The sequence below is a fragment of the Aureimonas sp. D3 genome, assembly GCF_001463805.1.
GTDB lineage: Bacteria > Pseudomonadota > Alphaproteobacteria > Rhizobiales > Rhizobiaceae > Aureimonas > Aureimonas ureilytica_A.
Genome location: NZ_BBWM01000038.1, coordinates 1 through 25,230 on the forward strand (window position 1 = coordinate 1; position 25,230 = coordinate 25,230).

Genomic DNA, 25,230 nt, shown 5'->3' on the forward strand with positions numbered 1-25,230 from the left:
GCCCCCCGAGCTGGATCGGCAGGGCTGCCCCGAGCGCGGCGAGGCGGTCGCGATGCTCCGCGAGCGGGCGCGCCCAGGTGGCGAGCTTGTCGGCGGCGGTGAAGGGGAGCGCGGCCTGCATGCGCGTCTGCGCCATCAGCGGGGTCGCACCTTGCGTATCCGCGAGGGTTTGGAGCGCCGCGAGGATGGTATCCAGCCGGCCGCCGAGGAGGCCGAGCAGCGTCTTCATGCGCAGCATCAGGCCCGTGTCGACGGCGTCCTGGCTGGTCGCGCCGCGATGAACGAAAGCGCCATAGGGCTCGCCCATGGCCGCCCGCAGCGCCTTCACCAGAACGGGAATGGGCACGCCGTCCCGCACCATGCCTTGGCCGATCGCGGCGAGATCGGGCGCGAAAGACTTGATCGCGTCTTCGATCGTCTCGGCGGCGGCCTCCGACAGGGCGCCGATGTCAGACTCCGCCCGAGCCAGCGCCGCCTCGAAGCGCAGGATAGCAGCCACTTCCGCCTCCGCGCCGAAGAGCGCCGAAATCTCCGCGTCCTCGATCAGCGAGGCGGCCAGCGAGGCGCGGGCGGGCATCACACCCGCTCCAGCGCGATCGCGATGCCCTGGCCGACGCCGATGCACATCGTGGCCAGCGCGCGACGCTTCCCCGTCAGCTGAAGTTCCAGCGCCGCGGTGCCGGTGATGCGCGCGCCCGACATGCCCAGCGGATGGCCGAGCGCGATGGCGCCGCCGTTCGGGTTCACGCGCGCGTCGTCATCGGCAATGCCCAGATCGCGCAAGGTGGCGAGGCCTTGGGATGCGAAAGCTTCGTTGAGTTCGATCACGTCGAAATCGCCTGCCGTGAGCCCCAGCCGCGCCATGAGCTTTTTCGAGGCCGGCGCGGGGCCGAAGCCCATGATGCGCGGGGCCACGCCCGCCGCCGCGCCGCCGAGGATGCGCGCGATGGGCGTGAGGCCATGGCGCTTGGCGGCCTCTTCCGAGGCGACGATCAGCGCGGCCGCGCCATCGTTGACGCCGGACGCGTTGCCGGCCGTCACCGTGCCGCCCTTGCGGAAGGGCGTCGGGAGCTTCGCCAGCGTCTCGACCGTGGTGGCGCGCGGGTGCTCGTCGGCCTCCACGACTTTCGGATCGCCCTTGCGCTGCGGGATCGTCACCGGCACGATTTCCTTGGCGAGACGCCCATTGGCCTGCGCTTCCGCCGCCTTGTTCTGCGAGCGCACGGCGAAGGCGTCCTGATCCTCCCGGCTGATCTGGAAGTCTTCGGCGACGTTCTCGCCGGTCTCCGGCATGGAATCCACGCCGTATTGCGCTTTCATGAGCGGGTTGACGAAGCGCCAGCCGATGGTCGTGTCGTGAATTTCCGCGTGGCGCGAAAAGGCGGTTTCGGCCTTCGGCATGACAAAGGGCGCGCGGCTCATCGATTCCACGCCGCCTGCCACGATCAGCTCGGCCTCGCCGGACTTCACCGCGCGCGCGGCTTGGATCACCGCGTCCATGCCCGAGCCGCAGAGCCGGTTGATCGTGGTGCCCGGCACGCTCTCGGGCAGGCCCGCCAGCAAGAGGCTCATGCGTGCGACATTGCGATTGTCCTCGCCCGCCTGATTGGCGCAGCCGAAGATCACGTCGTCCACCGCGGCCCAATCGAGCGAGGCGTGCCGCTCCATCAGGGCTTTGAGCGGCACCGCGCCGAGATCGTCGGCCCGCACCGACGAGAGCGCCCCGCCGAAGCGGCCGATGGGCGTGCGCAGATAGGCGCAGAGAAAGGCGTCGCGCATGGTCAAAGCTCCGGCACGATGAGGTCGAGGACGGGGCCGCTCCGATGAAGCTCCGCGCCGGTCAGGGTCTGAAGCTCGCCCAGAGAGAGCGAAGGCAGCTTCTCGCGCAGAACGAAATGCCCGTTCTCGATGTCGATCACGGCAAGGCTCGTATAGATGCGCGTGACGCAACCGACGCCCGTCAGCGGCAGCGAGCAGCGCTTCACAAGCTTGGGCTTGCCGTCCTTGGTGACATGCTCGGTGATGACGGCGACGCGTTTCGCCCCATGCACCAGATCCATCGCCCCGCCCACCGCCGGCACGCCCTTCGGCCCGGTCGACCAATTGGCGAGATCGCCGGTTTCGGCGACTTCGTAGGCACCGAGGATCGCGACATCCAGATGCCCGCCGCGCACCATGGCGAAACTATCCGCATGGTGGAAGAAGGCCGTGCCGGGCTTGAGCGTGACGGCCTTCTTGCCGGCATTGATCAGGTCCCAGTCTTCCTCGCCCGCTTTCGGGGTTTCGCCGAAGCCCAGAATGCCGTTCTCGGTGTGGAAGATCGCCTCGCGGCCCGGCGGCTGGAACTTCGCCACCATCTCGGGAAAGCCGATGCCGAGATTGACATAGGCCCCGTCGGCAATGTCCTGCGCGGCGCGCCAGGCGATCTGGGTGGAGGTGAGTTTGGTGCTCATGCCGCCCTCGTAGGGTAGACTGCGTTCGCGCGGTTCAGCTCTTCTTCCTGCGCGGGGCTCGCGACCTCGACCAGCCCTTGCACGAAGATGCCGGGCGTCACCACGCTTTCGGGGTTGATCGCGCCGGGCTCGACGATCTCAGACACCTGAACGATCGTGACGCTCGCAGCCATGGCCATCAGCGGGTTGAAGTTGCGCGCCGCCTTGTTGAAGGTGAGGTTGCCCAGCCGGTCGCCCTTATGCGCCTTGATCAGCGCGACATCCGCCTTCAGCCAGCGCTCGCGCACGTAGGGGCGGCCGTCGAACTCCTCCACCGGCTTGCCCTTGGCCAGATCCGTCCCGTAGCTCGTCGGCGTGTAGAAGGCGGGAATGCCCGCGCCGCCGGCCCGGATGCGCTCGGCGAGCGTGCCCTGCGGCACCAGCTCCAGCTCGATCTCGCCGGCGAGATATTTCTCCGTGAAGACGCGCGGGTCGGCCGAGCGGGGGAAGGAGCAGATGAGCTTGGCGACCATGCCCTGCTCGATCAGTGCGGCCAGACCCACATGGCCGTTGCCGGCATTGTTGTTGACGATGGTGAGATTCTTCGGCGAACCCGTCGTCAGAAAGCGGTCGATCAGCGCGTGGATCAGCTCGATCGGCGCGCCCGAGCCGCCGAAGCCGCCGATCATGACGGTGGCCCCGTCCTCGATGCCGGAGACGGCCTCGGTGAGGCTGGAAAGGCTCTTGTCCATGAGATCACATATCCAGGAAGACGGTTTCGTTCTCGCCCTGAAGGCGGATGTCGAAGCGGAAGACGGGCAGCCCGTCCCTCTCCGTGCGCGGCGCGATCAGGGTCGCGCGCCGGGCTGGTTCGGGAATGCGGTTCAAGAGCGGATCGGCCGCGTTGGCCTCTACCTCGTCGCCGAAATAGAGCCGCGTGTGGAGGCCGAGATTGATGCCGCGCGCGACGATCCAGACCGTGACATGCGGGGCTTGAAGCCGGCCGTCGGGATAGGGCACGCGGCCGGGCCGGATCGTCTCGAAGCGGAATGTGCCGTCTTTCTCCGACAAGGGCTGGCGCGCCCAGCCGGCAAAGGCGGGGTCGGCCTTGCCACGTGTCTCGGCGGGCGAATTGTGGAAGCCCTCTGCGTCCGCCTGCCAGATCTCGATCAGCGCGTCGCGCACCGGCGAGCCCGCGCCGTCCGTCACCTGACCCTCCAGAATGACACGCTCGCCCTTCGTGTCCGGCCCGACGATGACGAGGCCGAGATCGTCTTTCCAGACGCCCGTGATCTCCACCCAGTTCGGGTTGGTGCCGATATGGACGTAAGGTCCGGCCGTCTGCGAGGGCGACTCTTTGAGGTAGTCGAGGCGCTGGGCCATCAGTTCCCCTCCATCCGGTTTTCGAACATGGTGGAGCGGCGGCCGCGCAGCACGATGTCGAACTTATAGGCCAGACTGTCCATCGGGATCGTGGCATTGCGGTCGAGCGCGGCGACGAGCTGTTCGATCGCGGCCCGGTCGGGGATCGTCTTGACGATCGGGCATTGCCAGATCATCGGATCGCCCTCGAAATACATCTGCGTGATCAGGCGCTGCGCGAAGGCGTGGCCGAACACCGAGAAATGGATATGGGCCGGCCGCCAGTCGTTGACGCCATTCGGCCAGGGATAAGCGCCGGGCTTCACCGTGCGGAAGGAATAGCGCCCCTCCGCGTCCGTGATCGCGCGCCCGCAGCCGCCGAAATTCGGGTCGATCGCCGCGAGATAGCTTTCCTTCTTGTGGCGGTAGCGCCCGCCGGCATTGGCCTGCCAGAACTCCACCAGCGCGCCGGGCACGGGGCGGGCGTTCTCGTCGAGCACGCGGCCATAGACCACGATGCGCTGGCCGATGGCCTCGCCGCCGTCGCGGCTGAAATTGCGGATCAGGTCGTTGTCGAGCGCGCCGATGAGATCGTGCCCGAAGACCGGCCCGGTTTCCTCCGAATGCGTCGTCGGCAGGGAGAGAGGCGCGTTGCGCGGGCTGCGCAGGATCGAGGTCTTGTAGCCCGGCGTCAGGGCCGGCGGATGCCAGTCCCGGTCGCGCTGAAAATAGGAACCGCTCATCGTGCCGCGCCCTCCCGCTCGGTCCATGTCATCTCGGTGAATGTCGTCTTGGCGATCTTGATCGCGTGATTGGCCGCCGGCACGCCGGCATAGACGGCGACATGCAGGAGCGCCTCGGCCACATCCTCCGAGCTCGCGCCCGTGTTGGCGGTGGCGCGCACATGCATGGCGACCTCATCATCCTGCCCCAACGCGGCCAGAAGCGCGATGGTGACGATGGACCGCTCGCGCCGCGTGAAATGGCTGCGCGCCCAGACCGAGCCCCAGGCCCCTTCCGTGATGAAGCGCTGGAAGGGGGCGTCGAAGGGCGTGATGGCGGCCGTCGCGCGGTTCACATGCGCCTCGCCCAAGACGGCGCGGCGCACGCTCATGCCCGCCTCGAAGCGGCTCGTCTGCCCGTCCTCGCTCGGCATGACATGGGCGGCGATGAGCGCCGCAAGGTCCTCGGGCCGCTCCAGACAGGGCAGATGTCCAGCACCCGCGATCACCTCGAAACGCGCGCCGGGAATGCGCTCGGCCGTGGCGCGCACGAGGTCGGGCGTCGTGGCGCGGTCACCGTCTCCCGCCAGAGCCAGCGTCGGCGCGCGGATGGTGGCGACGAGATCGGTGTAATCGGCCTCGCGCAGCGCCTCGCAGGCCCCGACATAACCCTCCGCCGGCGTCGCCTCGAACATGCGCCGCCACGCCGCGAAGCGGGCCGGCTGCGCGGCGGGAAAGCCCTCCGACACCCAGCCGCGCAGGACAGTTTCCGAAATGGACTTGAGCCCCTCGCCGCGCACCGCGCCGATGCGCGCGTTCCACGAGTCCACCGAGCCGATGCGCGCCGCCGTATCCAGAAGCACGAGCCGCTCGACACGCTCGGGGTTATGAATGGCGAGGTGCTGCGCGATCAGACCGCCGATCGAGAGGCCGACCAGCGAGACGCGGCTCCAGCCGAGCGCGTCCAGAAGCGCGGTCACGTCACCCGCCAGGAGCGGGATGGTGATGGGCTCGGCCCCGGTCTCGGACAGGCCGTGGCCCCGCTGGTCGAAGGTCAGGATTTGAAACCGTGAGGCGAGCCGCGCGACCGTCTCGCCCCAGATGCGGCGATCCGACCCCAGCGAGTTCAAGAACACCAGGCGCGGCGCGCCCGCGCGCCCCTCGACCTCGGCGTGGATCGCGATGCCATTGGCGGTGATGAAGGCCATCTGTGTCCTCCCCAGACATGACGTGAGAGCTAGGACGCTTGATCGCTTATGTAAAATAATCATTGCTGCCACAGCGATAACTCAGAGGTTATGCCATGTCCCTCTCCGCCGTTCGCCTGCGACATCTCCGAACCTTCGTCTCCGTCGCGCGGCAGGGCGGCGTGATGCGCGCGGCGTCCGAACTGGCCGTGACGCAGCCGGCCGTGTCCAAGACCATCAAGGAGCTGGAGGCGATCCTGGGCGTCGATCTTCTGTCGCGCTCGCGGGGCGAGGCGTTCCTTTCGCCCTATGGCGAATTGTTCCTGCGCCATGCGGAAGCCAGCCTCGCGGCGCTGCGGCGCGGCGTCGAAGAGGTGGAGGGCGCGGCCTCGCCCAGCGCCCTGCCCGTGCGCGTCGGCGCGCTGCCGACCGTGTCGGCGCGCCTCCTGCCCGAGGCGATCCGGCGCTACATGACGCACGGGCTCGGCGCGGTGCCGCGCATCGTCACCGGGCCGAACGACTATCTCGCCGGCCAGCTGCGCGAGGGCGGGCTCGACATCGTGATCGGGCGCATGGGCGAGCCCGACGCGATGACCGGCTTCGTCTTCGAGCATCTCTATTCCGAGCCGATCGTCTTCGTGGTGCGCGCCGGCCACCCGCTGGCGGACAAGCCGTTCGAGCCCGGCGATCTCGCGGCCTATGAATGCCTCCTGCCCCCGCCCGGATCGGTGATCCACCCGGTGCTCGACCGGCTCTTCACCGCCGCCAACCTGCCCGCGCCGCCGCGCGTGATCGAAACCGTGTCGCTCGCCTTCTCGCGCACCTATGTCCAGACCAGCGATGCGATCTGGGCGATTTCGGAAGGGGTCGTCCTGGACGACCTCACCGCCGGCACCCTCAAGCGCCTCGCCCTCGGAACGCGGGAAACGCAGGGGCCGGTCGGCATTACGCTGCGCGCCGGCATCGCCCCCTCGCCCTCCGCCGCGATCCTTCTGGAGGAGCTGCGCGCGGTGGCCGCGACGATCCGGGGCGAAAGCTGAACGGCATTTCATTCGTCGGCTCTTGACACGAACGTACCAGTTCGTACAAATTTTGCACCATGCCCGTGGGAGCGTGGCTTTTTTCGAGACATTTGGGAGGCGCGGATGGCTCTGCTGGTGCAGGAGCGGTCACACGCGAACACGCAGGACGTCGGGCCAGAGCGCGGGCGTTCGGTTCTCGCCGGCCTGATCGGCGCGGGCATTCAGCGCTCGCTCACCCCGGCGATGCACGAGCGCGAGGGCGATGCGCAAGGGTTGCGCGTCCTGTATCAGAAGATCGACCTGACGCCGCTTGGCCTCGGCGTCGAAGCGCTGCCCGAGCTTTTGACGGCCGCCGAGCGCATGGGCTTTGCCGGGCTCAACATCACCTATCCCGCCAAACAGGCCGTGATCGCGCATCTCGACGAATTGTCGGACGACGCGCGCGCGCTCGGCGCGGTGAACACGGTGGTGCTTCGCGAGGGCCGCCGCATCGGCCACAACACCGACTGGTGGGGCTTTGCCGAAGGCTTCCGGCGCGGCCTGCCCGGCGCGCAGATGACGCGCGTGGTGCAGCTGGGCGCGGGCGGCGCGGGCGCGGCGGTGGCCCATGCGTTGCTGACGCTGGGCACGGGCGAGCTGATCCTCTCCGATGTGGAGCCCAGCCGCGCGCAAGACCTCGCCGCTTCGCTCTGCGAGCGCTTCGGCGCGGGCCGCGCCCGCGCGGCCGGTGATCTTCAGGCCGATCTCGCCGCTGCCACCGGCCTCACCCATTGCACGCCCACCGGCATGGACAAGCTGCCCGGCCTGCCGCTGCCCGCCGAGTGGCTGCATTCCGGCCTTTGGGTCGCGGAAATCGTCTATTTCCCGCTCGAAACCGAGCTTCTGCGCAGGGCGCGCGCGCTCGGCTGCCAAACGCTCGACGGCGGCGGCATGGCGGTGTTCCAGGCCGTGGAAGCCTTCCGGCTCTTCACCGGCCTTGACCCCGACGCCGAGCGGATGCGCCGCCACTTCACCGAGATGACCAGCGCCAGCTGACATCACGCCCCGCGCCCCGTCAGGCTGGGAGAGCCACGGGCCGGGTCCGACACACCACCGAGAGGAGGAACAACCATGACATCTGAGGCAAGCTCGGTGCGATCAAGCTCGGCGCGATCGGCCACGGCCGGGGCGCATCCGCACGAGATGCAGGCCCCCCGCAAGGCGGCGCTCGCGAGCTGGATCGGCAGCGCCGTCGAATACTACGACTTCTTCATCTACGGCGCGGCCGCGTCCCTGATCTTTCCCAAGCTCTTTTTCTCATCGGAGAACCCGCAGGCGGCGCTGATGCTGTCCTTTGCGACCTTCGGCGTCGCCTATATCACGCGCCCGATCGGCGCGGTCGTGCTCGGCCATGTCGGCGACAAGTTCGGCCGCAAGAAGGTTCTGACCTTCACGCTGCTCCTCATGGGCTTCTCGACCTTCATCATCGGCTGCCTGCCGACCTATGCGCAGGCCGGCATCTGGGCTCCGGCCATGCTGGTCGTGGCGCGCCTGCTGCAGGGCATCTCGGCCGCCGGCGAGCAGGCGGGCGCCAATTCCATGACGCTGGAACACGCGCCGGCGCATCGGCGCGCCTTCTTCTCCAGCTTCACCCTGTCGGGCACGCAGGCCGGGCTGATCCTCGCCAATCTGGTGTTCCTGCCGATCACCGCCCTGCCGGAAGACCAGCTTCTCTCCTGGGGCTGGCGCGTCCCGTTCTTTCTGAGCGCCCTCGTCGTTGCGGTCGGCTTCTGGGTTCGCCGCACCCTGCCCGAAACCCCGGCCTTCGAGAGCGAGGAGAACAAGACGGAGCGCGCGCCCGTCGTCACACTGTTCCGCGAGCAATGGCGTGATGTCCTGCGCGTCGTCTTCGCCGCGCTCGTTTCGGTGGTCAGCACGATCGGCGCGAACTACGTTCTGGCCTATGCCGTGCGCGAGGCGAAGATTCCGCAGGCGACCACGCTGCTCGTCCTGATCTCGGCCAATCTCGTGGCGCTCGCCGCCATTCCGCTCTGGGCCATCCTGGCCGACCGGATCGGCCGCCGCCCCGTCTTCATCTTCGGCGCGCTCGGCTCGGCCGCCACCGTCTGGCCGATGTTCTGGGCGGTCTCCTCGGGCGACGTCACCTTGATGTTCGTCTTCGGCATCCTGCTTCTGGGCGTCGTCTATTCGGCGGCCAACGGCGTCTGGCCCTCGCTCTATGGCGAGATGTTCGACACGCGGGTGCGCCTGTCGGGCATGGCGATCGGCACGCAGATCGGCTTCGCACTCGGCGGCTTCGCGCCCACCATCGCCGCCGCCATCCAGGGCACGGGGCCGACCGGCTGGCATCCCGTGGCCATCTTCGTCACCATCACCTCGGTGATCGCGGCGATCTCGGCCTTCACGGCGCGCGAAACCTATCGCACCCCGCTGCATCTGCTCGGCCCCCGCGCCCGCTGACACGGCCCGATGACGACGCGCGTCCGCCGGGTATCGGCGGGCGGACGAGGCTGCGGCGGGCCGGCCGTCACGCGCGCTCGCCTCCCGAAGCTCCGGCCAGCCCTCGCCACTCTCTTCGCCCCATGACGCATTCATCGCCTTTCCATGGCGGGTCCGTGCTGTCTCCCGGCGCGAACCAGGGTCACAGTCGCGCATCGATCCGCCCTCCGCTGAAGGGCGGTGGATCGAGCGCCCGGCCTTATGACGCCGGAATGGGTTCACAGGGGCACGGCGCGTCTGCGCGGCCGCGTTCCGAATGGGAGAAAAAGCGATGGCAGTGATCTCGGGAAATGACGTCTTTTCTCATGTGATGATCGGCGCAACCGATGTCGCGACCTCGGCCGCGTTCTACGACGCCGCGCTGGGCGCGCTCGGCGTCAACAATCTCGGACCCTTCGGCAACGGCTGGGTGCTCTATGGGCGGGACAAGCCGGCCTTCATCGTCGCCAAGCCCGGCAATGGCAGTGCCCCCACCAGCAACGGCGTGACGATCGGCTTCGCGGCAAAGACCACCGCCGAGGTGGACGCCTTCCACAGCGCCGGGCTGGGTGCGGGCGGCACAGACGAAGGCGCGCCCGGTCCGCGCGGGCATCTTCCCGGCGCCTATGCCGCCTATCTGCGCGATCCCGCCGGCAACAAGATCTGCGCCTATACATTCACCGACGGCAACTGATCGGGCATTCCGCGGGGCCGTGCGGCAAGCACGTCCCCGCCGAAACACGCGCCTCCTGTCCCGAACCATCCGGGCTGGGCACGGCGCATCCGTTCCGGCATCGCCCAACGATCGTCCCTCCATCCCCTTGCGCCGCCCCCCGTTCGCTTGTTCATCGGGGGCGTTTGCGCGGGGCAGTCTGTGAGGACAGGCGAGACTTGTGGCTCGCATGGGGGTAGCGCCGATGCCGCGCGAAGCCCGAGCATCGCCAACGATGCCGACTGGGCGAAAGCGCAGGCGGACCGAAAAGCACTGGCGGACCGACCCGAAGGGTTCCGTCCCCGGTTCCGTGGGCTCCGGCGTCTTTCCCCATGTCAGCGGAAGGCAGACGGGTGGCTCCGTGCCCGGTCCCTCCGCCAGCCGAGGCGGGGCGAGGCGTCCCTCACGGTCTCCCTCCATCCATCATACCCCCCAATGGAACCCTTTGGGTCGGCGCGGCTTGCCGGGTCTGCGTGCCGTGATCGCGCGCCAGCCGGTGATGGACGCATGACGATCGAGACCCTTGTCGCCCAATATGGATTGCCCGCGATTTTCCTGGGGGCGGGCCTCGAAGGGGAGACGGTCGCGATCCTGGCGGGCGTGATCGCCCATAGCGGCACGCTCGGCTTCTGGCCGACCCTCGTCACCGTGGGCCTCGGCTCCTTCGTGGCCGACCAGATCTTCTTTCTGTGCGGACGCTTTTTCCGTCAGGCGCGCTTCGTGCGGCGCGTGAGCCAACGTCCCTTCTTCGCCAAGGCTCTCGCCGCCTTCGAGAAGCGGCCGGTCCTCTTCACCTTCGGCTTCCGCTTCATCTACGGCTTTCGCACCGTCAGCCCGATCGCCATCGGAACCACGCAGCTTTCGACCGCGCGCTTCGTGCTGATCAATGCGCTCGCCGCCGCGACCTGGGCGCTGGTCTTCGTCTCGGCCGGATACTGGTTCGGCAACGGCATCGAAGCGGCCTTCGGCCAGCTCCGCCTTCACCATCGCCTTCTCGCCTGTCTGGCCGGCGCGGTTCTGTTCGTCGCCGCGCTCGCCGTCTGGACGCGGCGGCGCTGGATGCCGAAGGGGCTGTAAGGGCCTCCCCTCAGGCGGGCTCGTGCGCCGCGCCGATGCGACGGTCGCGGAACGGGTCGTGCGGGACGGGTCGGTCATCACCGCCAGCGGCGTGACCTCGGGCATCGATTTCGGCCTCACCGTCGTCGCCGAACTTCTCGGCCGTGAGGAGGCCGAAACGATCCAGCTTTCGCTCGAATACGACCCCGCTCCCCCCTTCGATGCCGGCTCCCCCCACTCGGCCCCGGATGCCGCCATCGCAGCCGCCAAGGCTCGCATGGCGGGCTCGCGGCGCGAACGCGAGACGCTTCTGTCGTGATAGCACGGCAGGTCGGGAGGATGGTGGAAGGGCCGTCTCGGCGCCCGAGGCCGTGAACAAGTCAGCGCCCTGCGAACCTGCACATCGCGTCCCGAAGCCGACAGCGGCCTTTCCACCAGTGAAGCTGTCCGCAGACGGCCCGCTTCGATCGCCGCGGCGATCCGTGAGCGTCCATCTTGGCACACTCTATGTGCTGGCCCACCACGGGGAGATGCAGGCCGAGCGCCATCTCTCGAAAGAGGCCGTCCGGTTCCGACCCGACCTCGCCGAACGAAGAGGTTTGCAGCGTGATCGGAAGCGGACTTGAGCGAGTGCCCGGGCTGTTGTCGCGGAGCAGCCTGGGTTCCGATGGTCGGGGCAAGTTCAATTAGGCATGAGCCGAGCGGAGTGCGGAGACAACACCCGTATTCTTTCGATCCCTCGGCGCGAACCGGGTCTGATTGCGTCCACCTTCCTTCGCGGCATAGAGAGCCGCGTCCGCCTTTTGGTAAAGCGCGTCAGGCGATGCAATGCCAGCCGGTCCGACAGCGAGCCCCACGCTCACAGTGACCGCGCCCGCGCCAAGGCCGGCCGACGGAACCGCCAATGACGCGATGGCCTCGTGAAGCTTGGCCGCGATGCGGGAGGCGCCCTCGATATCGGTCTCCGCCAGGAGGATCGCGAACTCTTCGCCGCCAACGCGGGCAACAAGATCATCCGGCCGATGAACGCTGCCCTTCAGGCAGGCGGCGATCCCCTTGAGAACCTCATCGCCGACCGCGTGCCCATAGCGGTCATTGTATCGCTTGAAGTGATCGGCATCGACGACAAGGAGAGAGAACGACCGGCCGGTCCGCTTCGCACCCGCCCACAGGCCCTCAAAGGTCTCCTCGAACCGACGTCGGTTCGGAAGTCCCGTCAAATCGTCGGTGCGCGACAGTTCGGCCAGCTCCGCCTGCATGGCGGCTTGGCGTCTCAGGTCCCGGCCGTACAGCAGCGAGAGCAGCACGGTCAGCCCGCAAAGGATCAGCATGACACCGCCGATAACGAGCGCTTTCACTCCCCATGCAACCTCGATCTCATGGGTTGAGAGGGCGACGTTCAGAACCAGCGGCCATTCGCCGACCTGCGTGAAGTTATAGAGGCGTTCCACGCCATCGCGCACGGATGTGCCAACGAAGGACCCTCGGCGCTCGCGTACGAACCGGTCGAAGTTGTCCGTGCCGGCGATGCTCACGCCGATGTCTTCTTCCACGAAGGGATGGCGCATCAAACGTGTGCCATCGCGCAGATAAAGGTTGATCGCGCCGTCCTTGCCGAGGCCGATCTGGTCGAAGAGACAGCTGAAGTAGGACAATTTCAGGCTTGCGAGAACAATTCCGCCGAACGAACCATCCGGCTTGTCGATGCGGCGGCTCAATACGACGACGCGGTCTCCTGTCAGACGGGAGATCAGCGGCTTACTGATGACAAGTCCAAGCTTGGGGTTGGCCTTATGCGCTTGGAAATAGTCGCGGTCGGCGTTGTTGAGCTTGCGCGGCGGCACGGACGCGGCGTCGATGATGCTATCACCGTTCTCGTCCAAGACGATCATTGCGCCGAGGTCGGGAGCTGTCGAGGCTCGGTCGAACAGGATGAGCTGCCGGAGTTCGGGCGTGCTCTCGGCCACGCCGGGCGCTTTCAGGTTATCGACGACAGCCCGTAAGGACAGGTCGATGATCTCGACGTTACGAGCAATGTCCCGTTCGATGACCTGCATCAGGTTCTTCGAGGTCTGGTCCGCCATGGTCCAGGCATCGCGACGCAAGTCGAGCAGCATCATGCCTGACATGATCACCATGCCGATGGGGGCGAGGATGCCGAGCGCAATCCACGTACGGGCGGAGCGCAAACGTTGCGCGAGATGGTGCGGCAGGGCCATAGATTCGGCTCTCCCAAGCTCGATATTCGATGCGTGCAAGGTAAGGGCGGAAAACCTTACGTTGCCTCTCTATCGGATGAGCCCTCCATGTCGTTTCGGGATATCCCCAAGGCGGAGTAAAGACGCGGGCGAAAATTCGACGGGCGGTGAAGAACAGCAAGCGGGGTCAGTTTCGACGCATTCCCTCGAGGCGGCAAGGAAGCGGGGGCGGCTGAGACTCTGTCACCCGCTTATCCCTTTCTAACGCCTCGAACCGGACCGGCAGCCACCACCCATCTCGGCCATGGCCGGGGTCAAGCAGCCATGGGCAGGGCCGGCTTTGACGGGGTAGACTTCAAGGGCGCGATTTCCGGCTTTCCGGCCGCAAACGCCTCCGCCAGGGCCTGAAGTCCGTTTCCGTCACGGCCCGCTTCGATACCCGCCAGAATGACCCGCGCTTCGCCGTCGTTGAGACGGAAGATCGCCATGCGATCCTCCAGCCGCGCCGCCTGGTCCGATAGCTGTTCGGAGGTCGCTGCCATTTGGTTGGCGGCGCCGGCATTGGCCTGCGTCACCTGATCCAGCTGGCCAATCGCCTGGTTGATCTGCTCGATGCCGACCGACTGCTCGCGGCAGGCCGCCGAAATCTCCGACACCAGTTCGGCCGTCCGACGGATGTCGGGAACAAGGCGTTCGAGGCGCGAGCCGGCGTCCTCAGCCACCATCAGCGTTCGGCTCGACAGGTCTCCGATCTCGGACGCCACCTTCTGCGCCCGCTCGGCGAGCTTGCGCACCTCGGAGGCAACGACCGCAAAACCCTTGCCATGTTGCCCAGCGCGGGCCGCCTCGATCGCGGCGTTCAGCGCCAGAAGATCGGTTTGCCGGGCGATCTCGCGCACCAGGGCGATCTTCTCGGCAATCTCGCGCATGGCCTGGGTGGATTGCACCACCGCGGACTCGGTCGTGCCGACATCCCTGGCGGCATGGGCTGCCATCGTCTCGGTCGTCGCGGCGTTGTCGGCGGTCTGGCGAAGGTTGGCGCTCATCTCCTCGATGGCCGCCGAGGCTTGCTCCGAGGCCGCCGCTTGCTCGGTCGAGCCGGAGGAAAGTTGAGCGGCCGTGGCGGAGGACTGCTGCGAGCCGGCGGCGACCTGAATCGCTGCGCTCTGCACGGCATGGACCGTTCCCGACAGCCGCAGGCGCGTCTGGCACAGGCGCGTCAGGAGATCGCCGAGTTCGTTTTGGCGCGAATGGACGATGCGTTGAGACAGATCCCCGCTCGCGATGCGATCCATGTTCTCGGCCAGTTGGCGAAGGCCGCCGTTCAGGGAATGGATGATCCAGGCGGCCAGCCCGATGCCCAGAACCACGACGCCGGCAATGGCGCCGAACAAGGCGAGCTGCGTGCTGTCATAGCCGGTTTGCCCAGCGCGCGTGAGGGCGTGGATGCTCAAGGCGTTGATGGTGGCGGTGGAAACGAGCAATGCCCCGAAGCTGAGGGCAAGACGCGACTTAATAGTGATACGCATAGAGGCGAACTTTCAGGCAATAGATATATTCTACAGCAAAAACATCTCGTGCGAGGCGTCACCTAGCGTCTCACCGGAACGGCGACGAGGGGCATTTGTCGCGGCTGGTGTTCCAGACGTGAACGACATCGTTCAAATGTCATGGGTCCGCGCCGTGAGCGGGTCTGCGATCATCCTCCGACACTGCGAAACGCAGCGCGTGACAGCATAACGAGATGGGGTAAGGGAGTGTGATGTCAGGCGCGCGGTGCCAGCGTAGCACTTGGGCGGCACGCCAGCACCATGCCGACGCCTTGCGACAGGTCTCTCAGTCATTCTCGCAAACCGTAATGTTTGCATCCTGACTTTAAGCCTCAGGTAATCTTAGGTCTCCAAATTGTAATCCCTGATTACGGAGAGGAAGATGGTCGCAAAATGCAAAAGCTTTCACGCCGATCCAGAGCCGACCGCAGCGCAGTCGCGCGCGGCCCAAGTGGTCGCACTCAGCTCGCAGATTTGCGAAATTACGGAAGTGGCAGCCGCGGCTATCGGAGCCGATCTGGATACCTTGGACACTGTCCCGATCGAGCTCGGTGAGATGTACGAAGGGATGGCGAATGTGTTTCTCGCCCTTGCGCGGAAGGTGCAGGAGAAGCATCGCCCGGCCTGTTCGAAGCTTTAGGCTTGGGCTTTGCGGCTCACGCTTCGCCGATCTCTCGAACGGCCCGCACGCTTGCCCTTGGTCGGAACGGCTCGGTGGCGACGAGCAAAAGGCTCCCGTCGGCGAAGGTAGCCTGAAAGATCGCTTACGATAAAATGTTCAGCAAATTTGAACCATCCCCGCATCAGTATGGCAATCGGATTTTCTGGACCTCGGACGATTGCCATGCGCCTGAATATGAAGCTGAAGCTCGCCGCGAGCTTCGGGACGATCCTGTGCGTCACAGGCGCGGTCGGATACTTCGGCCTCGCCTCGGTCGCCTCCACGAACGATATGCTGAGGGCATTTTCGGAGCGTCCCTTCGTTCAGGTGCAGAGCGCCAACCAAATCCAGACCAACCTCGCAACCATCCGTCGAGACATCCTGACATCGTTCTTCACGTCCGACGCTGAAATCCTGAAGCAGACGGGCGCGGAATATGACCGGAACTGGTTGAACGTCGAGACGAACCTGAAGGACGTTTTGCGGAGTATGTCGCCGGAAGGGCGCGAAGCCTTCAAGGACATCGAGCCGCTGTTGCACGACCTCAAGTCGGTTTCCGACGAGACATTCGCATTGGGAAAGAAGGCCGACACGAGCGCCACCATCAGCGGCCTTGTTCGGAGCGAAGCGCCCATCGGGGACATCAACCGCCAGCTGGCGGACCTGCGGGCAGCGGTCGTGCCTGCCTCGGCGACCGCGACCGTGTCGCCGCCGGAAGCCATCCAACGCATTGCGACCCTCGTTCTGGACGCGCGCATCCAGATGGCAGAAGCCCTCGCTTATGATGACGACGCTCAGATTGCGAAAGCCAGCCAGCGGTTGAACGAGCTCGATGGGACGATCAAGGCGGCAATCGGCGAGCTGACAGGACGCCTCCCCCAGCAAACGGCCCGCATGCAGGCCCTGCAATCGACCTGGACCCAAACATTCCAGACGATGCGCGCGGCGGCCGATATCGGCGTCGACAACTGGCTTGCCAAAGCCAGCGATCTGGCCAACACGAAACAGATCCCCATGGCGGCCGCCGCCTCGAAGCGGCTCGACGAGTTGAACGCGGCGGCCGGTGACCAGGCGAGAAACTTCCTCGCCGATTCCGATCGAAGCTACCGGACGACGCGTCTGTGGCTCCTCTGCCTGATCGCAGGTGGCATCACGCTGGGCGCCAGTGCCGCGACCTGGATCGCCTTGTCGATCTCGCGCGGGCTGGGGCGTGCGGTAGGCTTGGCCGACGCCATCGGTCAGGGCGACGTGTCCCAGCGCGTGTCCGCCAGCAGTTCGGACGAGATCGGCGATCTCCTGCGCGCCATGAACGCCATGAGCGTCAAGCTTGGCGAAGTCGCTTCGACCGTGACATCATCGTCGGGCCAAGTGGCGTCCGGTTCGTCGCAGTCGGCGGCAACCGCCGAGCAGCTGTCGTCGGGATCGAGCGAACAGGCTGCCGCCTCCGAACAAGCCTCCGCCGCGATCGAACAGATGGCCGCGAACGTACGGCAGAATGCCGACAATGCCGGGCAGACCGAGAAAATTGCCGTCCAGGCCTCGACGAGCGCTCGCAAGACCGGCTCGGCCGTTGCCGCCTCGGTCGAGGCCATGCGCACGATCGCCGAGAAAATATCGGTGGTTCAGGAAATCGCCCGTCAGACCGACCTTCTGGCATTGAACGCGGCCATCGAGGCGGCCCGTGCCGGCACCCATGGCAAGGGGTTCGCGGTCGTGGCCTCGGAAGTGCGAAAGCTCGCCGAGCGGAGCCAGGAAGCGGCTCGCGACATCGGCCTCCTGTCGTCGCAGACGCTGCTGACCTCCGAAGAAGCCGGGCAGATGCTGGATGCGCTGGTGCCGGATATCCAGCGCACAGCCGATCTCGTGTCCGAGATTTCCGCCGCGTGCCGCGAGCAGTCGGTCGGCATCGATCAGATCAACCAGGCCATCCAGCAGCTGGACCAAGTGACCCAATCGAACTCGGGCGCCGCCAACGAGATGGCAGCCACCGCGTCCCAGCTTTCGGCAGAGGCCAGCCGTCTCCAACAGAGCGCCAGCTTCTTCAGGTTGGCCCCCTCCAGCCGCACCGAGCCGGCAGCGGCGCCAGACGATGTTCGCTCCGTGCAGCGAAAGGCGGACACCAGCGTGACATCGGCGCAAGCCAAGCCGACCGCGAAACCGGCCCCCAGAGCCATGTCCAAGGCCCGGACCGAAACCGGCCCAGGCTTCGCTCTCGAGCTGGACGACCATCAAAGCTTCGAGCGCATGAGCGCTTGATGGACCCGGCGCTCCTGCGCTGATGTAATTGGGCCGAGAGCGATCAGGCCGCTCTCGGGAAGGGGGAGCGGACAAAGCTGCAGTGTTGGATCGACATGGGCATTCGAGCACCGTTTCCCTCAGCGTGATGCCGACAGGGTGGTAGAAGCTGGGATCGCTGATCCAGGTGACGACCTGCCCCACAATGTCGAAGGGCGCGGGGAAGAAGAGCCGATCGGCTCAAGGTAAGCCCGGTTCCAGTCGCTCGAGATTACCCATGGCCGATGATGCGGCGAACGGTTCGCAGCCTTGATCGGGACCTGTTTGGCCGACTTTGTCCTGCGGGTTTGCGAGAGGTGGAAGTCCAGCGTCTCGCCGCCGTCGCCGATCGCGCGGTAGCGATACATCCATTCGCCCCGAACGCCTTTGAGGCGCTGCCCTTGCAGCTGAGACCTGCTGCCGGTACACGCAGGCACGTCCCCAACGACGATGCCGCTTCGAAGCGGCCATACCTCGTCCTCAACCATCCCGCCGAGGAATGAAACCGCCCTCCGCGCCGCCAGATCAAGGCCAAGACGCAGTTCGCTGTCGCCTTCGGGAACCGCTTCGGCCCCTGACAAAGCCAAGGCTTCCCGCACAGAATGCGTGACAGTCCCCATCATGAGATGGGGGCACGGCCGTGCCGATTGCCAACAGGCGGTAGCCATGCCGTCCGCCCTTCGGCGGCCCCGGACGCGATAAGGTGCGCAGACGCACGGACCCGTCTCATAAGCGCTCTACGAGCCTTGGTGGGACGAGTTGCCAGAAACATCGACCCATCTGGGACCTTTCATCTCGTTTGTTTCAAACGAGGAGATAGGACCTTCGGTTCTTTCAATTCGGTCATATTCATAATCATGAGTTAAAATCAGAACTCTCTTAACCTCAGCATACAGCTTTTCCGGCCGAATAGAATTTACTTAACCGGCAAACCAATATCCTTATCATAGCAAGTGGTGTTTATTATTCTCGTTATCTGAGGTTTTTTGCCTTGTCCGCCTCAAAGATGCTTCTTATTTTCGGAACGTTTGTGACGCTTCTGTTTGCCGCAGAGCTAGGAACGCAAACATATGCATTCCTTAACTTACGAATCGGCAGCGAAAACTACGATCGCATTATTGCCGGGCGCGATCTTCAAGCCGACATCCTGCCACCGCCCCTCTTCCTGTCGGGAGCCTATCGACTGGCGTTTCAGGCGAGATTTTCTCAAGGCGATCTCGATCCGATCCTGAAGTCGATCGAGGCCGCGCGCGCCAGTTACACGGAGCGGAACGCCTATTGGGGCTCCCACGAACTCGCCAGTCAGTTGAAGACGGCGCTGCTCGGCCCTGTCCAGGCGACGTCTCGGGAGTTCTGGAGGGTGCTGGATACTCAGGCTCTTCCTGCCATCCGGTCGGGAGACGCGGCGCAAATCGACACCGCTTTCAAGGCTCTCGGGCAGACGTTCAGTCAGCATGCGGCCGCCGTCGACAGTCTCGTGAAAGATGCCACCACCTATGCCCGAGAGAAGGAGCAGAAGGCTGCGGAGAAGACGCATTCCCTCCTCGTTCTCTCCAGCCTCGTCTCCGCCATGTCCCTCGCTCTCTTTCTGGGCGGCCTCCTCTTCTTCAACCGGAAGGCTATCGCGCCTTTGCGCTTCGTCTCTGCCCAGATCAGCCGTTTTGCCGAGGGCGACCTGCGGCCCGCTCACTCGAACGGCTCGCGACGTCTGAGCGGCGAGTTGCAGATCCTGACGGAGCGCATGCGGACCAATCTGGTCCGGGCGCTGCAGGCCGCTCAAATATCGGCCACCAGCGTTTCCGCCGGATCGACGCATTCTGCTGCGACAGCCGAGCAATTGTCCGCTGGTTCGACCGAGCAGGCAGCGGCGTCCGAGCAGGCCACGGCCGCCGTGGAGCAGATGGCGGGAAACATTCGGCTGAATGCCGACAATGCCTCGCAGACCGAGAAGATCGCCATCCAGGCCAATGCCAGCGCGGAGCGCACAGGCACGGCCGTGGTGGAGTCGATGGAAGCGATGCGGATCATCGTTGAGAAGATCGCGATCATCCGCGAGATCGCGCGTCAGACCGACCTTCTCGCCTTGAACGCGGCGATCGAGGCGGCGCGGGCGGGGCAGCACGGGAAGGGCTTCGCGGTGGTCGCTTCGGAAGTGAGAAAACTGGCCGAGCGGAGCCAGGAGGCCGCGATGGAAATCAGCGACCTATCGAACTCGACGCTCGTTCGGTCCGAGGAAGCGGGCGACATGCTGAGCCGGTTGGTGCCCGACATCAGGCGTACGGCTGATCTGGTGGCCGAGATTTCGGCGGCCTGCCGCGAGCAGTCCGTCGGCATCGAACAGATCAATCAGGCGATTCAGCAGCTCGATCACGTGACGCAGAACAATGCCGGGGCCGCCAACGAGATGGCGGCGACCGCCGAGCAACTGTCCACCGAGGCCGCCCGTCTCAGCGAGCATGTCAGCTTCTTCACGTTGGACGGGGAGACCACCTCTGCTCCTGTGCATCATGAGGTGTCCGACGCTGACACCAGCGGGACGTCACCGAACGAGAGCCAGCTGAAGGGTAGATCCTCCGTAAGCCGACTTGCTCCAGTGGTCATGACCCGGACTTTGGCCCAGGCGTCATGAGAGTTCTCGGGCTGTTCTGAGTTAGTCCGCGACCTCGGCCGGGGTTCAAACTGCCGAGGCTCGTATGCGGTCGGTGGCGCGGGCTCCGGACGATCGGACCCTGCCTTTAGATGGCAGGTCACTCGCCGGACCCAGCTCGTGCGTCGGCGGGTGGTGTGCATGCTTATGGCGCTGCCGTGACGTACCTGCCCCATAGTGCCTCTTTCCATTCTACGGAAAGGGTCACACCATCAAACCCCGGGATCGAACATCTAGAGGAAATGGGATAGGTCGCAGAGGTGCGCCGAGGCGTCGACGCCCTTCTGGAGGCGGTGCCAGCGGCGGTCCTGATAGACGAGAGCGTCGATGTCGGAAGCGTCCCCGTCCGAGCCCACCTCGCCCTCAAGGAGCTCGGCCGCCACCAGCGTCGCCCCTTCGACCGGAAGGAGGCCGAGCTTGCGGACGCGGAACCAGGTGCCGACGCCGGTGTAGCGTGGCTCGCCGGTCGACAGCCGCTCCCACGGCGCGGCCGCGCCGAAGCGTTCCGCGCCGCTCGACGCGCCGAGCTGGGCGAGATCGAGATCGGCATAGCGCAGAAAATGCACGACCATGGTTTCGGCGCGCAGCATGGGCTCGGTGGAGTTCGAGCGCGCCGACAGGGAGAAGGCGATCACCGGAGGAGTCGCGCTGACCGAGATCAGCGACGAGATCGTCAGCGCCACCGGGCAGTCGCCCGGATCGGCCGTCACGACGGCAACGCCGGCCGGATGGTGGCGGAAGGCCGTGCGAAAGGCGTCGGACATCTTGGACTGCTGGTTCATCGGCCTTGTCTCGCATTGAACATAAGGGGTGGCCCGGCGACCCGCGCCGGGCCACGGGCTCACTTCGGTTCGACGAGGTCGTAGAAGCGCCAGACGCGATCGGGCCAGAGCCCGCCGATATTGCGGCCCGCCGAGGTCACGATGCCGGGCGCGATGGTGAAGTGATTGGCGCCCACCATCATCTCGCGGAAGGTACGCTGGAGGGTTCCCGCGCGCAGCGACGCGCCGCCGGCGGCGCGGTAGGCGAAGGTGCAGACATCGACGCCGACCTCGTGGATCTCGGACTTGGCGAGATGAACGAGGCTGATCTGGCGTGTCGAAACCGGATGGCCCGCTTCCACCGTGGCCTCGACGTCGCGCCAGACCTCAAAGACGAAGGCGCGGGCGCCGCGGTAGCGGGCTTCCAGGCGGGCGTAATCGTACCAGAATTTCTCGCTTTCGCCGATCAGACCGGCGCGCCCGGATTTGGAGCGGGCGAAGCTCGCGATCTCGTCCAGCATCCGCCGGCCCTGCCCCATCGCCCAGCCGGTGTGGCCGATCGCGGCAAGACCCACGACGCCGAGGCTGAAGAGCTCCCTCTGACGCTGCGGAACGGCCGTCTGGATCGGGAACACCAGATCGTCGGGAATGAAGACGTCGTTGGCCGCGTAGTCGATGCTCCCCGTGCCGTTGAGGCCGAGCACGTCCCAGTTGCCGAGCTTGTCATGTTCGGATATCGGCGCATGGGCGCACAGGATGAGGGCGTTGCCGTCCGCGTCCTTGGCCGGCCTGCCCGTCCCGTCGTCGAGAAAGGCGGCACTGTGGGAATAGGTGGCGTGGCTGAAGCCGCTGCCGTAGCTCCACTTTCCGGTCAGGCGGTAGCCGCCCTCGACCTTCGTCAACAAGCCGAGCGGCGCGCCTTGGCCGGAGAAGCGATTGTCGGTGCCGGGGCCGAACAGGCGCTCCACCGCGCTGTCGGGCAGGAAGGCCGCCGACATCGCGCCGATGCAGCAGTGAACCATCGAGACCCAGCCCGCCGCGCCGGAATGCCAGGTGATGGCTTCCAGAAGCTCCAGCACCTGCGTCGGGCGAAACTGGGCCCCGCCCAGCGCCTCGGCGGCCAGCGCGTGGGACATGCGCAACGGCTTGAGCGCCTCGAAACTGTCGGCGGTCAGCTCGCCATTCGCCTCGTCCGCCTCGGCATTGGCTTCCAGAAGCGGGCCGATCTCGGCGACCTTGTCGAGGAGCTGCCGATGATCGACGCTCGAGCCCCAATAGCTGTGATGGATGGGTTTGTTCATGATCGTATCCTCCGCTGTTGTGTCAGGACGCCTCGTCGAGGAAGTCGCCAATTCGTTGCAGGACGTCCGGCCGCTCCTGCAGGATCAGATGCCCGGCGCCTTCCTCCAGGAGGACATGCGCGTCGGGCAGCGCCGCAGCCCAGAGGTCCGCCTGCCCCGCCGGCAGCAGCCGGTCGTTCGTGCCCCACACGACGAGGGCGGGCTGGCGGATGCGCCGCAGAAAGCGTGCGAGGTTCGGGTGGCCCATGCCGAAGGGCGCGGTGAGGCGGCCGACCGCCGCGCCTTCGCGCGCACGGTCCGCGCCGAAGCGCTGCGCGGCCGCCTCGTCCGAACCATCGGGGAAGTAGCCGAGAGCCACGGACGGATCGTGCGACAGATAGGCCGGAAGCGCCTGTGGCTGGACGGCGGCGAGATCCGTCGCGGGATAGGCCGGATCGTTGAGACCGGCCGGGGACACGAGCACGACCTTGCCGAAGCGTTCGGGCGCGAGGCCGGCGAGTTCGCTCGCCATCCAGCCGCCCATGGAAAAGCCCATCAGATGGGGCGGCTCGGGCAGAGCGAGCCTGTCGAGAAGGTTCAGGTAATGCAGCACCATGTCGGTCATGCCCGACACGTCAGGCGCATCGCCCGAGAAGCCGAAGCCGGGATGGCTCGGGCACAGAACGCGGAACCGATCGGCCAGCACGGCCGCGAAGTCGAAGCCTTCGAGCGTCGCCGCGCCGTGGAGATAGAGAAGGGTCGGGCCTTGGCCGATCGCCTTCACCACCGTTTCGACCCCGTCGATCTCGAAGCGGAGCGTTTCGAACGCAACCGTCATGTTGGTCGTCTCCTCAAGCCTTGGCAGGTTGAATCAGCACCTTGCACGTCCCGGTGCGCCGTCGCAGATCTTCAAAAACCCGGGGGACCGCCGAAAGGCCGATCCGGTCGGTGATGAGCGCCTGGGGACCGCCGCCGCGCAGCGCCTCGATCGCCATGCCGAACTCGTTTCCCTGGTGGAAGAAAGCGGAGAAGACGAGGTGCGCTTCCTTCGACAGCGCGACGAACGGGTTCCATTCGTCGCCGCCGAGGCACAGGCCGACGCCCACCACCGTGCCGCGCAGGCGCACCGCGCGCATGGCGGTTTCGATCAGGCCGCGACGGCCGACGCATTCGAACACGATGTCGGGCGCGCCGCCGCAGAGTTCCGCGAGGCTTTCCGTCAGCCGCTCGTTCGACAGGGCGAAACCGGTCGCCCCGAGTTGCAGCGCCCGCTCGCGCTGATGGGTGTTGAGATCGGCGATCGCCACACGGTTCGCCCCCAGCCGCCGCGCCCAGAAGGCCACGAGAAGGCCGATCGGACCTGCACCGAGAATGGCGACGCGCGCGCCGGGCTTCATCTGCGAGCGCAGAACGGCATGGAGCGCGACGGCGAGCGGCTCGGCCAGCGCGCCATCGGCCGTTGTCACGTCGTCCGGCAGCACCCGGCATTGCCGCGCGGCGACGAGAACACGCTCGGCATAGCCGCCGCCGATCAGCGTCATGGCGGAACAGCGTGCGGGGTCCCCTTCGCGGCAGGCGTCGCAATGACCGCAGCCGCGCATCGGCGTCACGGCGACGCGGTCCCCCTCGCGCAGGTCCGCCACCTCGGCGCCCAGGGCGACGACCTCGCCCGCGATCTCGTGACCGAGGACGAAGGGCGCGAGAAGGCCGAACGGCGCGGGATCGTGGGTCATGTGAAGGTCGCTGCCGCAGATGCCGCAGGCCTCCACCCGTAGGACCACCTCGCCCGGCCCCGGCGCGGGATCGGCCATGTCGCCGATGCGCAAGGGGGTTCCGACCTCATCGAAAATGGCGGCCTTCATGACGGCTCCTCAGCTGCGAAGGGGGTTGGCGAGGCGCCGGCCGGTCGGAAACCAGGACATGTCCCAGCGCTGCGAGACCAGGCCCCAGATGCCCTTGGGCGCAAACAGGGCGGTGGCGAGCGTCAGGAGGCCGAGCGCCACGAAGTAGACCGAGCCGTAGGAAGCGAACCAGCGCTCGGCGAGGAAGAAGACGAGCGCGCCGATCAGGACGCCCTCGATCGAGCCGATGCCGCCAATCATGACGATGAAGATCGCGACGTTCGCCCACATCGGGTCGAAGGCCGCGCCGGGCGTGATGCGCAGCTGCGCCATGAAATACACCGCCCCGACGAGGCCGCAGCCCGCCGCCGCCGCGACAAAGACGAGGAAGCGCAGCCGCGCGACGTCCACGCCCTGGCTCGCGGCGGCGGTCATGTTGTCGCGGATCGCGACGAGCGCGATGCCGAAGCGCGAGCGCAGGAGCCAGTAGCTGCCGCCGAGCGTGACGAGAAGCATCACCGCACACAGGATCGACATGGCGACGTTTCGCTCGAAGGCGGAATAGGTGCCCATCACCCGCAGCGACATGCCGGCGCCGCCGTTCACCAGCGGCAGGTTGGTGCAGACGAGGCGGAAGACCTCGGCGACGACCCAGGTTCCGATCGAGAAATACGGCCCCTCGAGCCGGTGCAGGAGAAGATAGACCGGCACCGCGAGGATCACCGGAACAACGAGAGCGAGGGCGACCGACACGAACGGGTTGATGCCGACAGTCTGAGCGAGCACGAACAGCGCGTAGCCGCCGGCCCCCATGAAAGCCTGCTGCCCGACCGAAACGAGCCCCGCATAACCGGCAAGGAGATTCCACATCTGCGCGATGGCGATGTAGCAGCACAGGACGAGGACCGATCGGATCGTGCCGGTGGAGGCCCACCAGGGCATGACGGCGACGGTCAGAAGCGCGAGCGCCGCAAGCGTCAGGGCGAGGCGACCGGACGTCGTCTGCCGGATCACGGTCACGGCGGGAGGAGCAGCGGCTAGGCTCAT

General features: G+C 66.4%; 24 protein-coding genes. 9 read left to right on the forward strand and 15 right to left on the reverse strand.

Annotated features, from left to right (window positions below; genetic code table 11):
* The 7 genes from AUL36_RS12020 to pcaDC form a co-directional block, all read right to left on the reverse strand.
* A partial coding sequence (locus AUL36_RS12020) for a lyase family protein (protein WP_244497112.1) occupies positions 1-577 on the reverse strand: 577 nt, incomplete at its 3' end.
* Complete coding sequence (pcaF, locus tag AUL36_RS12025; protein ID WP_062220976.1) at positions 577-1,779, reverse strand: 3-oxoadipyl-CoA thiolase; 1,203 nt, start codon at positions 1,777-1,779, stop codon at positions 577-579. The genes AUL36_RS12020 and pcaF, both read right to left, overlap by 1 nt.
* Before the next feature lie 2 nt (positions 1,780-1,781).
* Positions 1,782-2,453 (reverse strand): 3-oxoacid CoA-transferase subunit B, encoded by a 672-nt coding sequence (locus AUL36_RS12030; RefSeq protein ID WP_062220979.1) that lies wholly within the window; start codon positions 2,451-2,453, stop codon positions 1,782-1,784.
* Positions 2,450-3,184: a 3-oxoacid CoA-transferase subunit A gene (locus AUL36_RS12035; RefSeq protein ID WP_062220982.1), complete on the reverse strand. Its 735-nt coding sequence runs from the start codon at positions 3,182-3,184 to the stop codon at positions 2,450-2,452. Before AUL36_RS12035 ends, AUL36_RS12030 begins: the two co-directional genes overlap by 4 nt.
* A gap of 4 nt (positions 3,185-3,188) precedes the next feature.
* Entirely contained in the window at positions 3,189-3,815 is a 627-nt protein-coding gene (gene pcaG, locus AUL36_RS12040; RefSeq protein WP_062220985.1) for a protocatechuate 3,4-dioxygenase subunit alpha, read from the reverse strand.
* Positions 3,815-4,537 (reverse strand): protocatechuate 3,4-dioxygenase subunit beta, encoded by a 723-nt coding sequence (pcaH, locus tag AUL36_RS12045; RefSeq protein WP_192843826.1) that lies wholly within the window; start codon positions 4,535-4,537, stop codon positions 3,815-3,817. Before pcaH ends, pcaG begins: the two co-directional genes overlap by 1 nt.
* Complete coding sequence (gene pcaDC, locus AUL36_RS12050; RefSeq protein WP_062220991.1) at positions 4,534-5,724, reverse strand: bifunctional 3-oxoadipate enol-lactonase/4-carboxymuconolactone decarboxylase PcaDC; 1,191 nt, start codon at positions 5,722-5,724, stop codon at positions 4,534-4,536. Before pcaDC ends, pcaH begins: the two co-directional genes overlap by 4 nt.
* A 95-nt stretch (positions 5,725-5,819) precedes the next feature.
* Between pcaDC and pcaQ the strand changes: the two genes are divergently transcribed.
* From pcaQ to AUL36_RS12080, 6 genes are all read left to right on the forward strand, one after another.
* Positions 5,820-6,743 carry a pca operon transcription factor PcaQ gene (gene pcaQ / locus AUL36_RS12055; RefSeq protein ID WP_062220994.1) on the forward strand — a complete coding sequence of 308 codons (924 nt, stop codon included), beginning with the start codon at positions 5,820-5,822 and terminating at the stop codon, positions 6,741-6,743.
* Between the two features lie 105 nt (positions 6,744-6,848).
* The gene (locus AUL36_RS12060) at positions 6,849-7,760 is read left to right on the forward strand and encodes a shikimate dehydrogenase (protein WP_082655791.1); all 912 of its coding nucleotides are present in this window, start codon (positions 6,849-6,851) and stop codon (positions 7,758-7,760) included.
* Positions 7,761-7,907: 147 nt separating this feature from the next.
* On the forward strand, positions 7,908-9,185 hold the full coding sequence (locus AUL36_RS12065; protein ID WP_058601782.1) for an MFS transporter: 1,278 nt from the start codon (positions 7,908-7,910) through the stop codon (positions 9,183-9,185).
* 310 nt (positions 9,186-9,495) lie between these two features.
* On the forward strand, positions 9,496-9,897 hold the full coding sequence (locus AUL36_RS12070) for a VOC family protein (protein WP_058634199.1): 402 nt from the start codon (positions 9,496-9,498) through the stop codon (positions 9,895-9,897).
* 525 nt (positions 9,898-10,422) lie between these two features.
* Positions 10,423-10,992, forward strand: a complete 570-nt coding sequence (locus tag AUL36_RS12075; protein WP_062220997.1) for a DedA family protein — start codon at positions 10,423-10,425, stop codon at positions 10,990-10,992.
* 22 nt (positions 10,993-11,014) lie between these two features.
* The gene (locus tag AUL36_RS12080; RefSeq protein WP_082640551.1) at positions 11,015-11,290 is read left to right on the forward strand and encodes a hypothetical protein; all 276 of its coding nucleotides are present in this window, start codon (positions 11,015-11,017) and stop codon (positions 11,288-11,290) included.
* A gap of 367 nt (positions 11,291-11,657) precedes the next feature.
* Here the strand turns inward: AUL36_RS12080 and AUL36_RS12085 are convergent, their stop codons facing one another.
* Together AUL36_RS12085 and AUL36_RS12090 are read right to left on the reverse strand one after the other, a co-directional pair.
* Positions 11,658-13,190, reverse strand: coding sequence for a sensor domain-containing diguanylate cyclase (locus AUL36_RS12085; RefSeq protein WP_062221000.1), 1,533 nt, complete (start codon positions 13,188-13,190; stop codon positions 11,658-11,660).
* A 293-nt stretch (positions 13,191-13,483) separates the two neighbouring features.
* Complete coding sequence (locus AUL36_RS12090) at positions 13,484-14,698, reverse strand: methyl-accepting chemotaxis protein (protein WP_062221003.1); 1,215 nt, start codon at positions 14,696-14,698, stop codon at positions 13,484-13,486.
* Between the two features lie 403 nt (positions 14,699-15,101).
* Here AUL36_RS12090 and AUL36_RS12095 point away from each other — a divergent pair, with 403 nt between their 5' ends.
* Together AUL36_RS12095 and AUL36_RS12100 are read left to right on the forward strand one after the other, a co-directional pair.
* Entirely contained in the window at positions 15,102-15,359 is a 258-nt protein-coding gene (locus tag AUL36_RS12095; protein WP_062221006.1) for a hypothetical protein, read from the forward strand.
* Positions 15,360-15,563: 204 nt separating this feature from the next.
* Positions 15,564-17,636: a HAMP domain-containing methyl-accepting chemotaxis protein gene (locus AUL36_RS12100; RefSeq protein ID WP_062221009.1), complete on the forward strand. Its 2,073-nt coding sequence runs from the start codon at positions 15,564-15,566 to the stop codon at positions 17,634-17,636.
* Positions 17,637-17,755: 119 nt separating this feature from the next.
* On the opposite strand, the gene AUL36_RS24995 is transcribed toward AUL36_RS12100, so the two are convergent.
* Positions 17,756-18,322: a DDE-type integrase/transposase/recombinase gene (locus AUL36_RS24995; protein ID WP_082655792.1), complete on the reverse strand. Its 567-nt coding sequence runs from the start codon at positions 18,320-18,322 to the stop codon at positions 17,756-17,758.
* A gap of 362 nt (positions 18,323-18,684) precedes the next feature.
* Here AUL36_RS24995 and AUL36_RS12105 point away from each other — a divergent pair, with 362 nt between their 5' ends.
* Positions 18,685-20,283 (forward strand): methyl-accepting chemotaxis protein, encoded by a 1,599-nt coding sequence (locus tag AUL36_RS12105; RefSeq protein WP_244497113.1) that lies wholly within the window; start codon positions 18,685-18,687, stop codon positions 20,281-20,283.
* Between the two features lie 251 nt (positions 20,284-20,534).
* Here AUL36_RS12105 and AUL36_RS12110 read toward each other — a convergent pair whose 3' ends face one another.
* The 5 genes from AUL36_RS12110 to AUL36_RS12130 are packed head-to-tail and all read right to left on the reverse strand — an operon-like array spanning position 20,535 to position 25,230.
* Positions 20,535-21,083, reverse strand: coding sequence for a flavin reductase family protein (locus AUL36_RS12110; RefSeq protein ID WP_062221015.1), 549 nt, complete (start codon positions 21,081-21,083; stop codon positions 20,535-20,537).
* Between the two features lie 59 nt (positions 21,084-21,142).
* Positions 21,143-22,363, reverse strand: a complete 1,221-nt coding sequence (locus AUL36_RS12115; protein ID WP_062221018.1) for an acyl-CoA dehydrogenase family protein — start codon at positions 22,361-22,363, stop codon at positions 21,143-21,145.
* Between the two features lie 22 nt (positions 22,364-22,385).
* On the reverse strand, positions 22,386-23,180 hold the full coding sequence (locus tag AUL36_RS12120) for an alpha/beta fold hydrolase (protein WP_062221020.1): 795 nt from the start codon (positions 23,178-23,180) through the stop codon (positions 22,386-22,388).
* A gap of 13 nt (positions 23,181-23,193) precedes the next feature.
* Entirely contained in the window at positions 23,194-24,204 is a 1,011-nt protein-coding gene (locus tag AUL36_RS12125) for a zinc-dependent alcohol dehydrogenase (RefSeq protein ID WP_062221023.1), read from the reverse strand.
* 9 nt (positions 24,205-24,213) lie between these two features.
* On the reverse strand, positions 24,214-25,230 hold the full coding sequence (locus AUL36_RS12130) for a branched-chain amino acid ABC transporter permease (protein WP_062221027.1): 1,017 nt from the start codon (positions 25,228-25,230) through the stop codon (positions 24,214-24,216).

What these genes read in the sequence shown, in the direction of transcription:
- pcaF (WP_062220976.1), bottom strand. Translation starts at nt 1,779, where the DNA reads ATGCGCGACGCCTTTCTCTGCGCCTATCTGCGCACGCCCATCGGCCGC.
- AUL36_RS12030 (WP_062220979.1), bottom strand. Translation starts at nt 2,453, where the DNA reads ATGAGCACCAAACTCACCTCCACCCAGATCGCCTGGCGCGCCGCGCAG.
- AUL36_RS12035 (WP_062220982.1), bottom strand. Translation starts at nt 3,184, where the DNA reads ATGGACAAGAGCCTTTCCAGCCTCACCGAGGCCGTCTCCGGCATCGAG.
- pcaG (WP_062220985.1), bottom strand. Translation starts at nt 3,815, where the DNA reads ATGGCCCAGCGCCTCGACTACCTCAAAGAGTCGCCCTCGCAGACGGCC.
- pcaH (WP_192843826.1), bottom strand. Translation starts at nt 4,537, where the DNA reads ATGAGCGGTTCCTATTTTCAGCGCGACCGGGACTGGCATCCGCCGGCC.
- pcaDC (WP_062220991.1), bottom strand. Translation starts at nt 5,724, where the DNA reads ATGGCCTTCATCACCGCCAATGGCATCGCGATCCACGCCGAGGTCGAG.
- pcaQ (WP_062220994.1), top strand. Translation starts at nt 5,820, where the DNA reads ATGTCCCTCTCCGCCGTTCGCCTGCGACATCTCCGAACCTTCGTCTCC.
- AUL36_RS12060 (WP_082655791.1), top strand. Translation starts at nt 6,849, where the DNA reads ATGGCTCTGCTGGTGCAGGAGCGGTCACACGCGAACACGCAGGACGTC.
- AUL36_RS12065 (WP_058601782.1), top strand. Translation starts at nt 7,908, where the DNA reads ATGCAGGCCCCCCGCAAGGCGGCGCTCGCGAGCTGGATCGGCAGCGCC.
- AUL36_RS12070 (WP_058634199.1), top strand. Translation starts at nt 9,496, where the DNA reads ATGGCAGTGATCTCGGGAAATGACGTCTTTTCTCATGTGATGATCGGC.
- AUL36_RS12075 (WP_062220997.1), top strand. Translation starts at nt 10,423, where the DNA reads ATGACGATCGAGACCCTTGTCGCCCAATATGGATTGCCCGCGATTTTC.
- AUL36_RS12085 (WP_062221000.1), bottom strand. Translation starts at nt 13,190, where the DNA reads ATGGCCCTGCCGCACCATCTCGCGCAACGTTTGCGCTCCGCCCGTACG.
- AUL36_RS12090 (WP_062221003.1), bottom strand. Translation starts at nt 14,698, where the DNA reads ATGCGTATCACTATTAAGTCGCGTCTTGCCCTCAGCTTCGGGGCATTG.
- AUL36_RS12095 (WP_062221006.1), top strand. Translation starts at nt 15,102, where the DNA reads ATGGTCGCAAAATGCAAAAGCTTTCACGCCGATCCAGAGCCGACCGCA.
- AUL36_RS12100 (WP_062221009.1), top strand. Translation starts at nt 15,564, where the DNA reads ATGCGCCTGAATATGAAGCTGAAGCTCGCCGCGAGCTTCGGGACGATC.
- AUL36_RS24995 (WP_082655792.1), bottom strand. Translation starts at nt 18,322, where the DNA reads ATGGCTACCGCCTGTTGGCAATCGGCACGGCCGTGCCCCCATCTCATG.
- AUL36_RS12110 (WP_062221015.1), bottom strand. Translation starts at nt 21,083, where the DNA reads ATGAACCAGCAGTCCAAGATGTCCGACGCCTTTCGCACGGCCTTCCGC.
- AUL36_RS12115 (WP_062221018.1), bottom strand. Translation starts at nt 22,363, where the DNA reads ATGAACAAACCCATCCATCACAGCTATTGGGGCTCGAGCGTCGATCAT.
- AUL36_RS12120 (WP_062221020.1), bottom strand. Translation starts at nt 23,180, where the DNA reads ATGACGGTTGCGTTCGAAACGCTCCGCTTCGAGATCGACGGGGTCGAA.
- AUL36_RS12125 (WP_062221023.1), bottom strand. Translation starts at nt 24,204, where the DNA reads ATGAAGGCCGCCATTTTCGATGAGGTCGGAACCCCCTTGCGCATCGGC.
- AUL36_RS12130 (WP_062221027.1), bottom strand. Translation starts at nt 25,230, where the DNA reads ATGAGCCTAGCCGCTGCTCCTCCCGCCGTGACCGTGATCCGGCAGACG.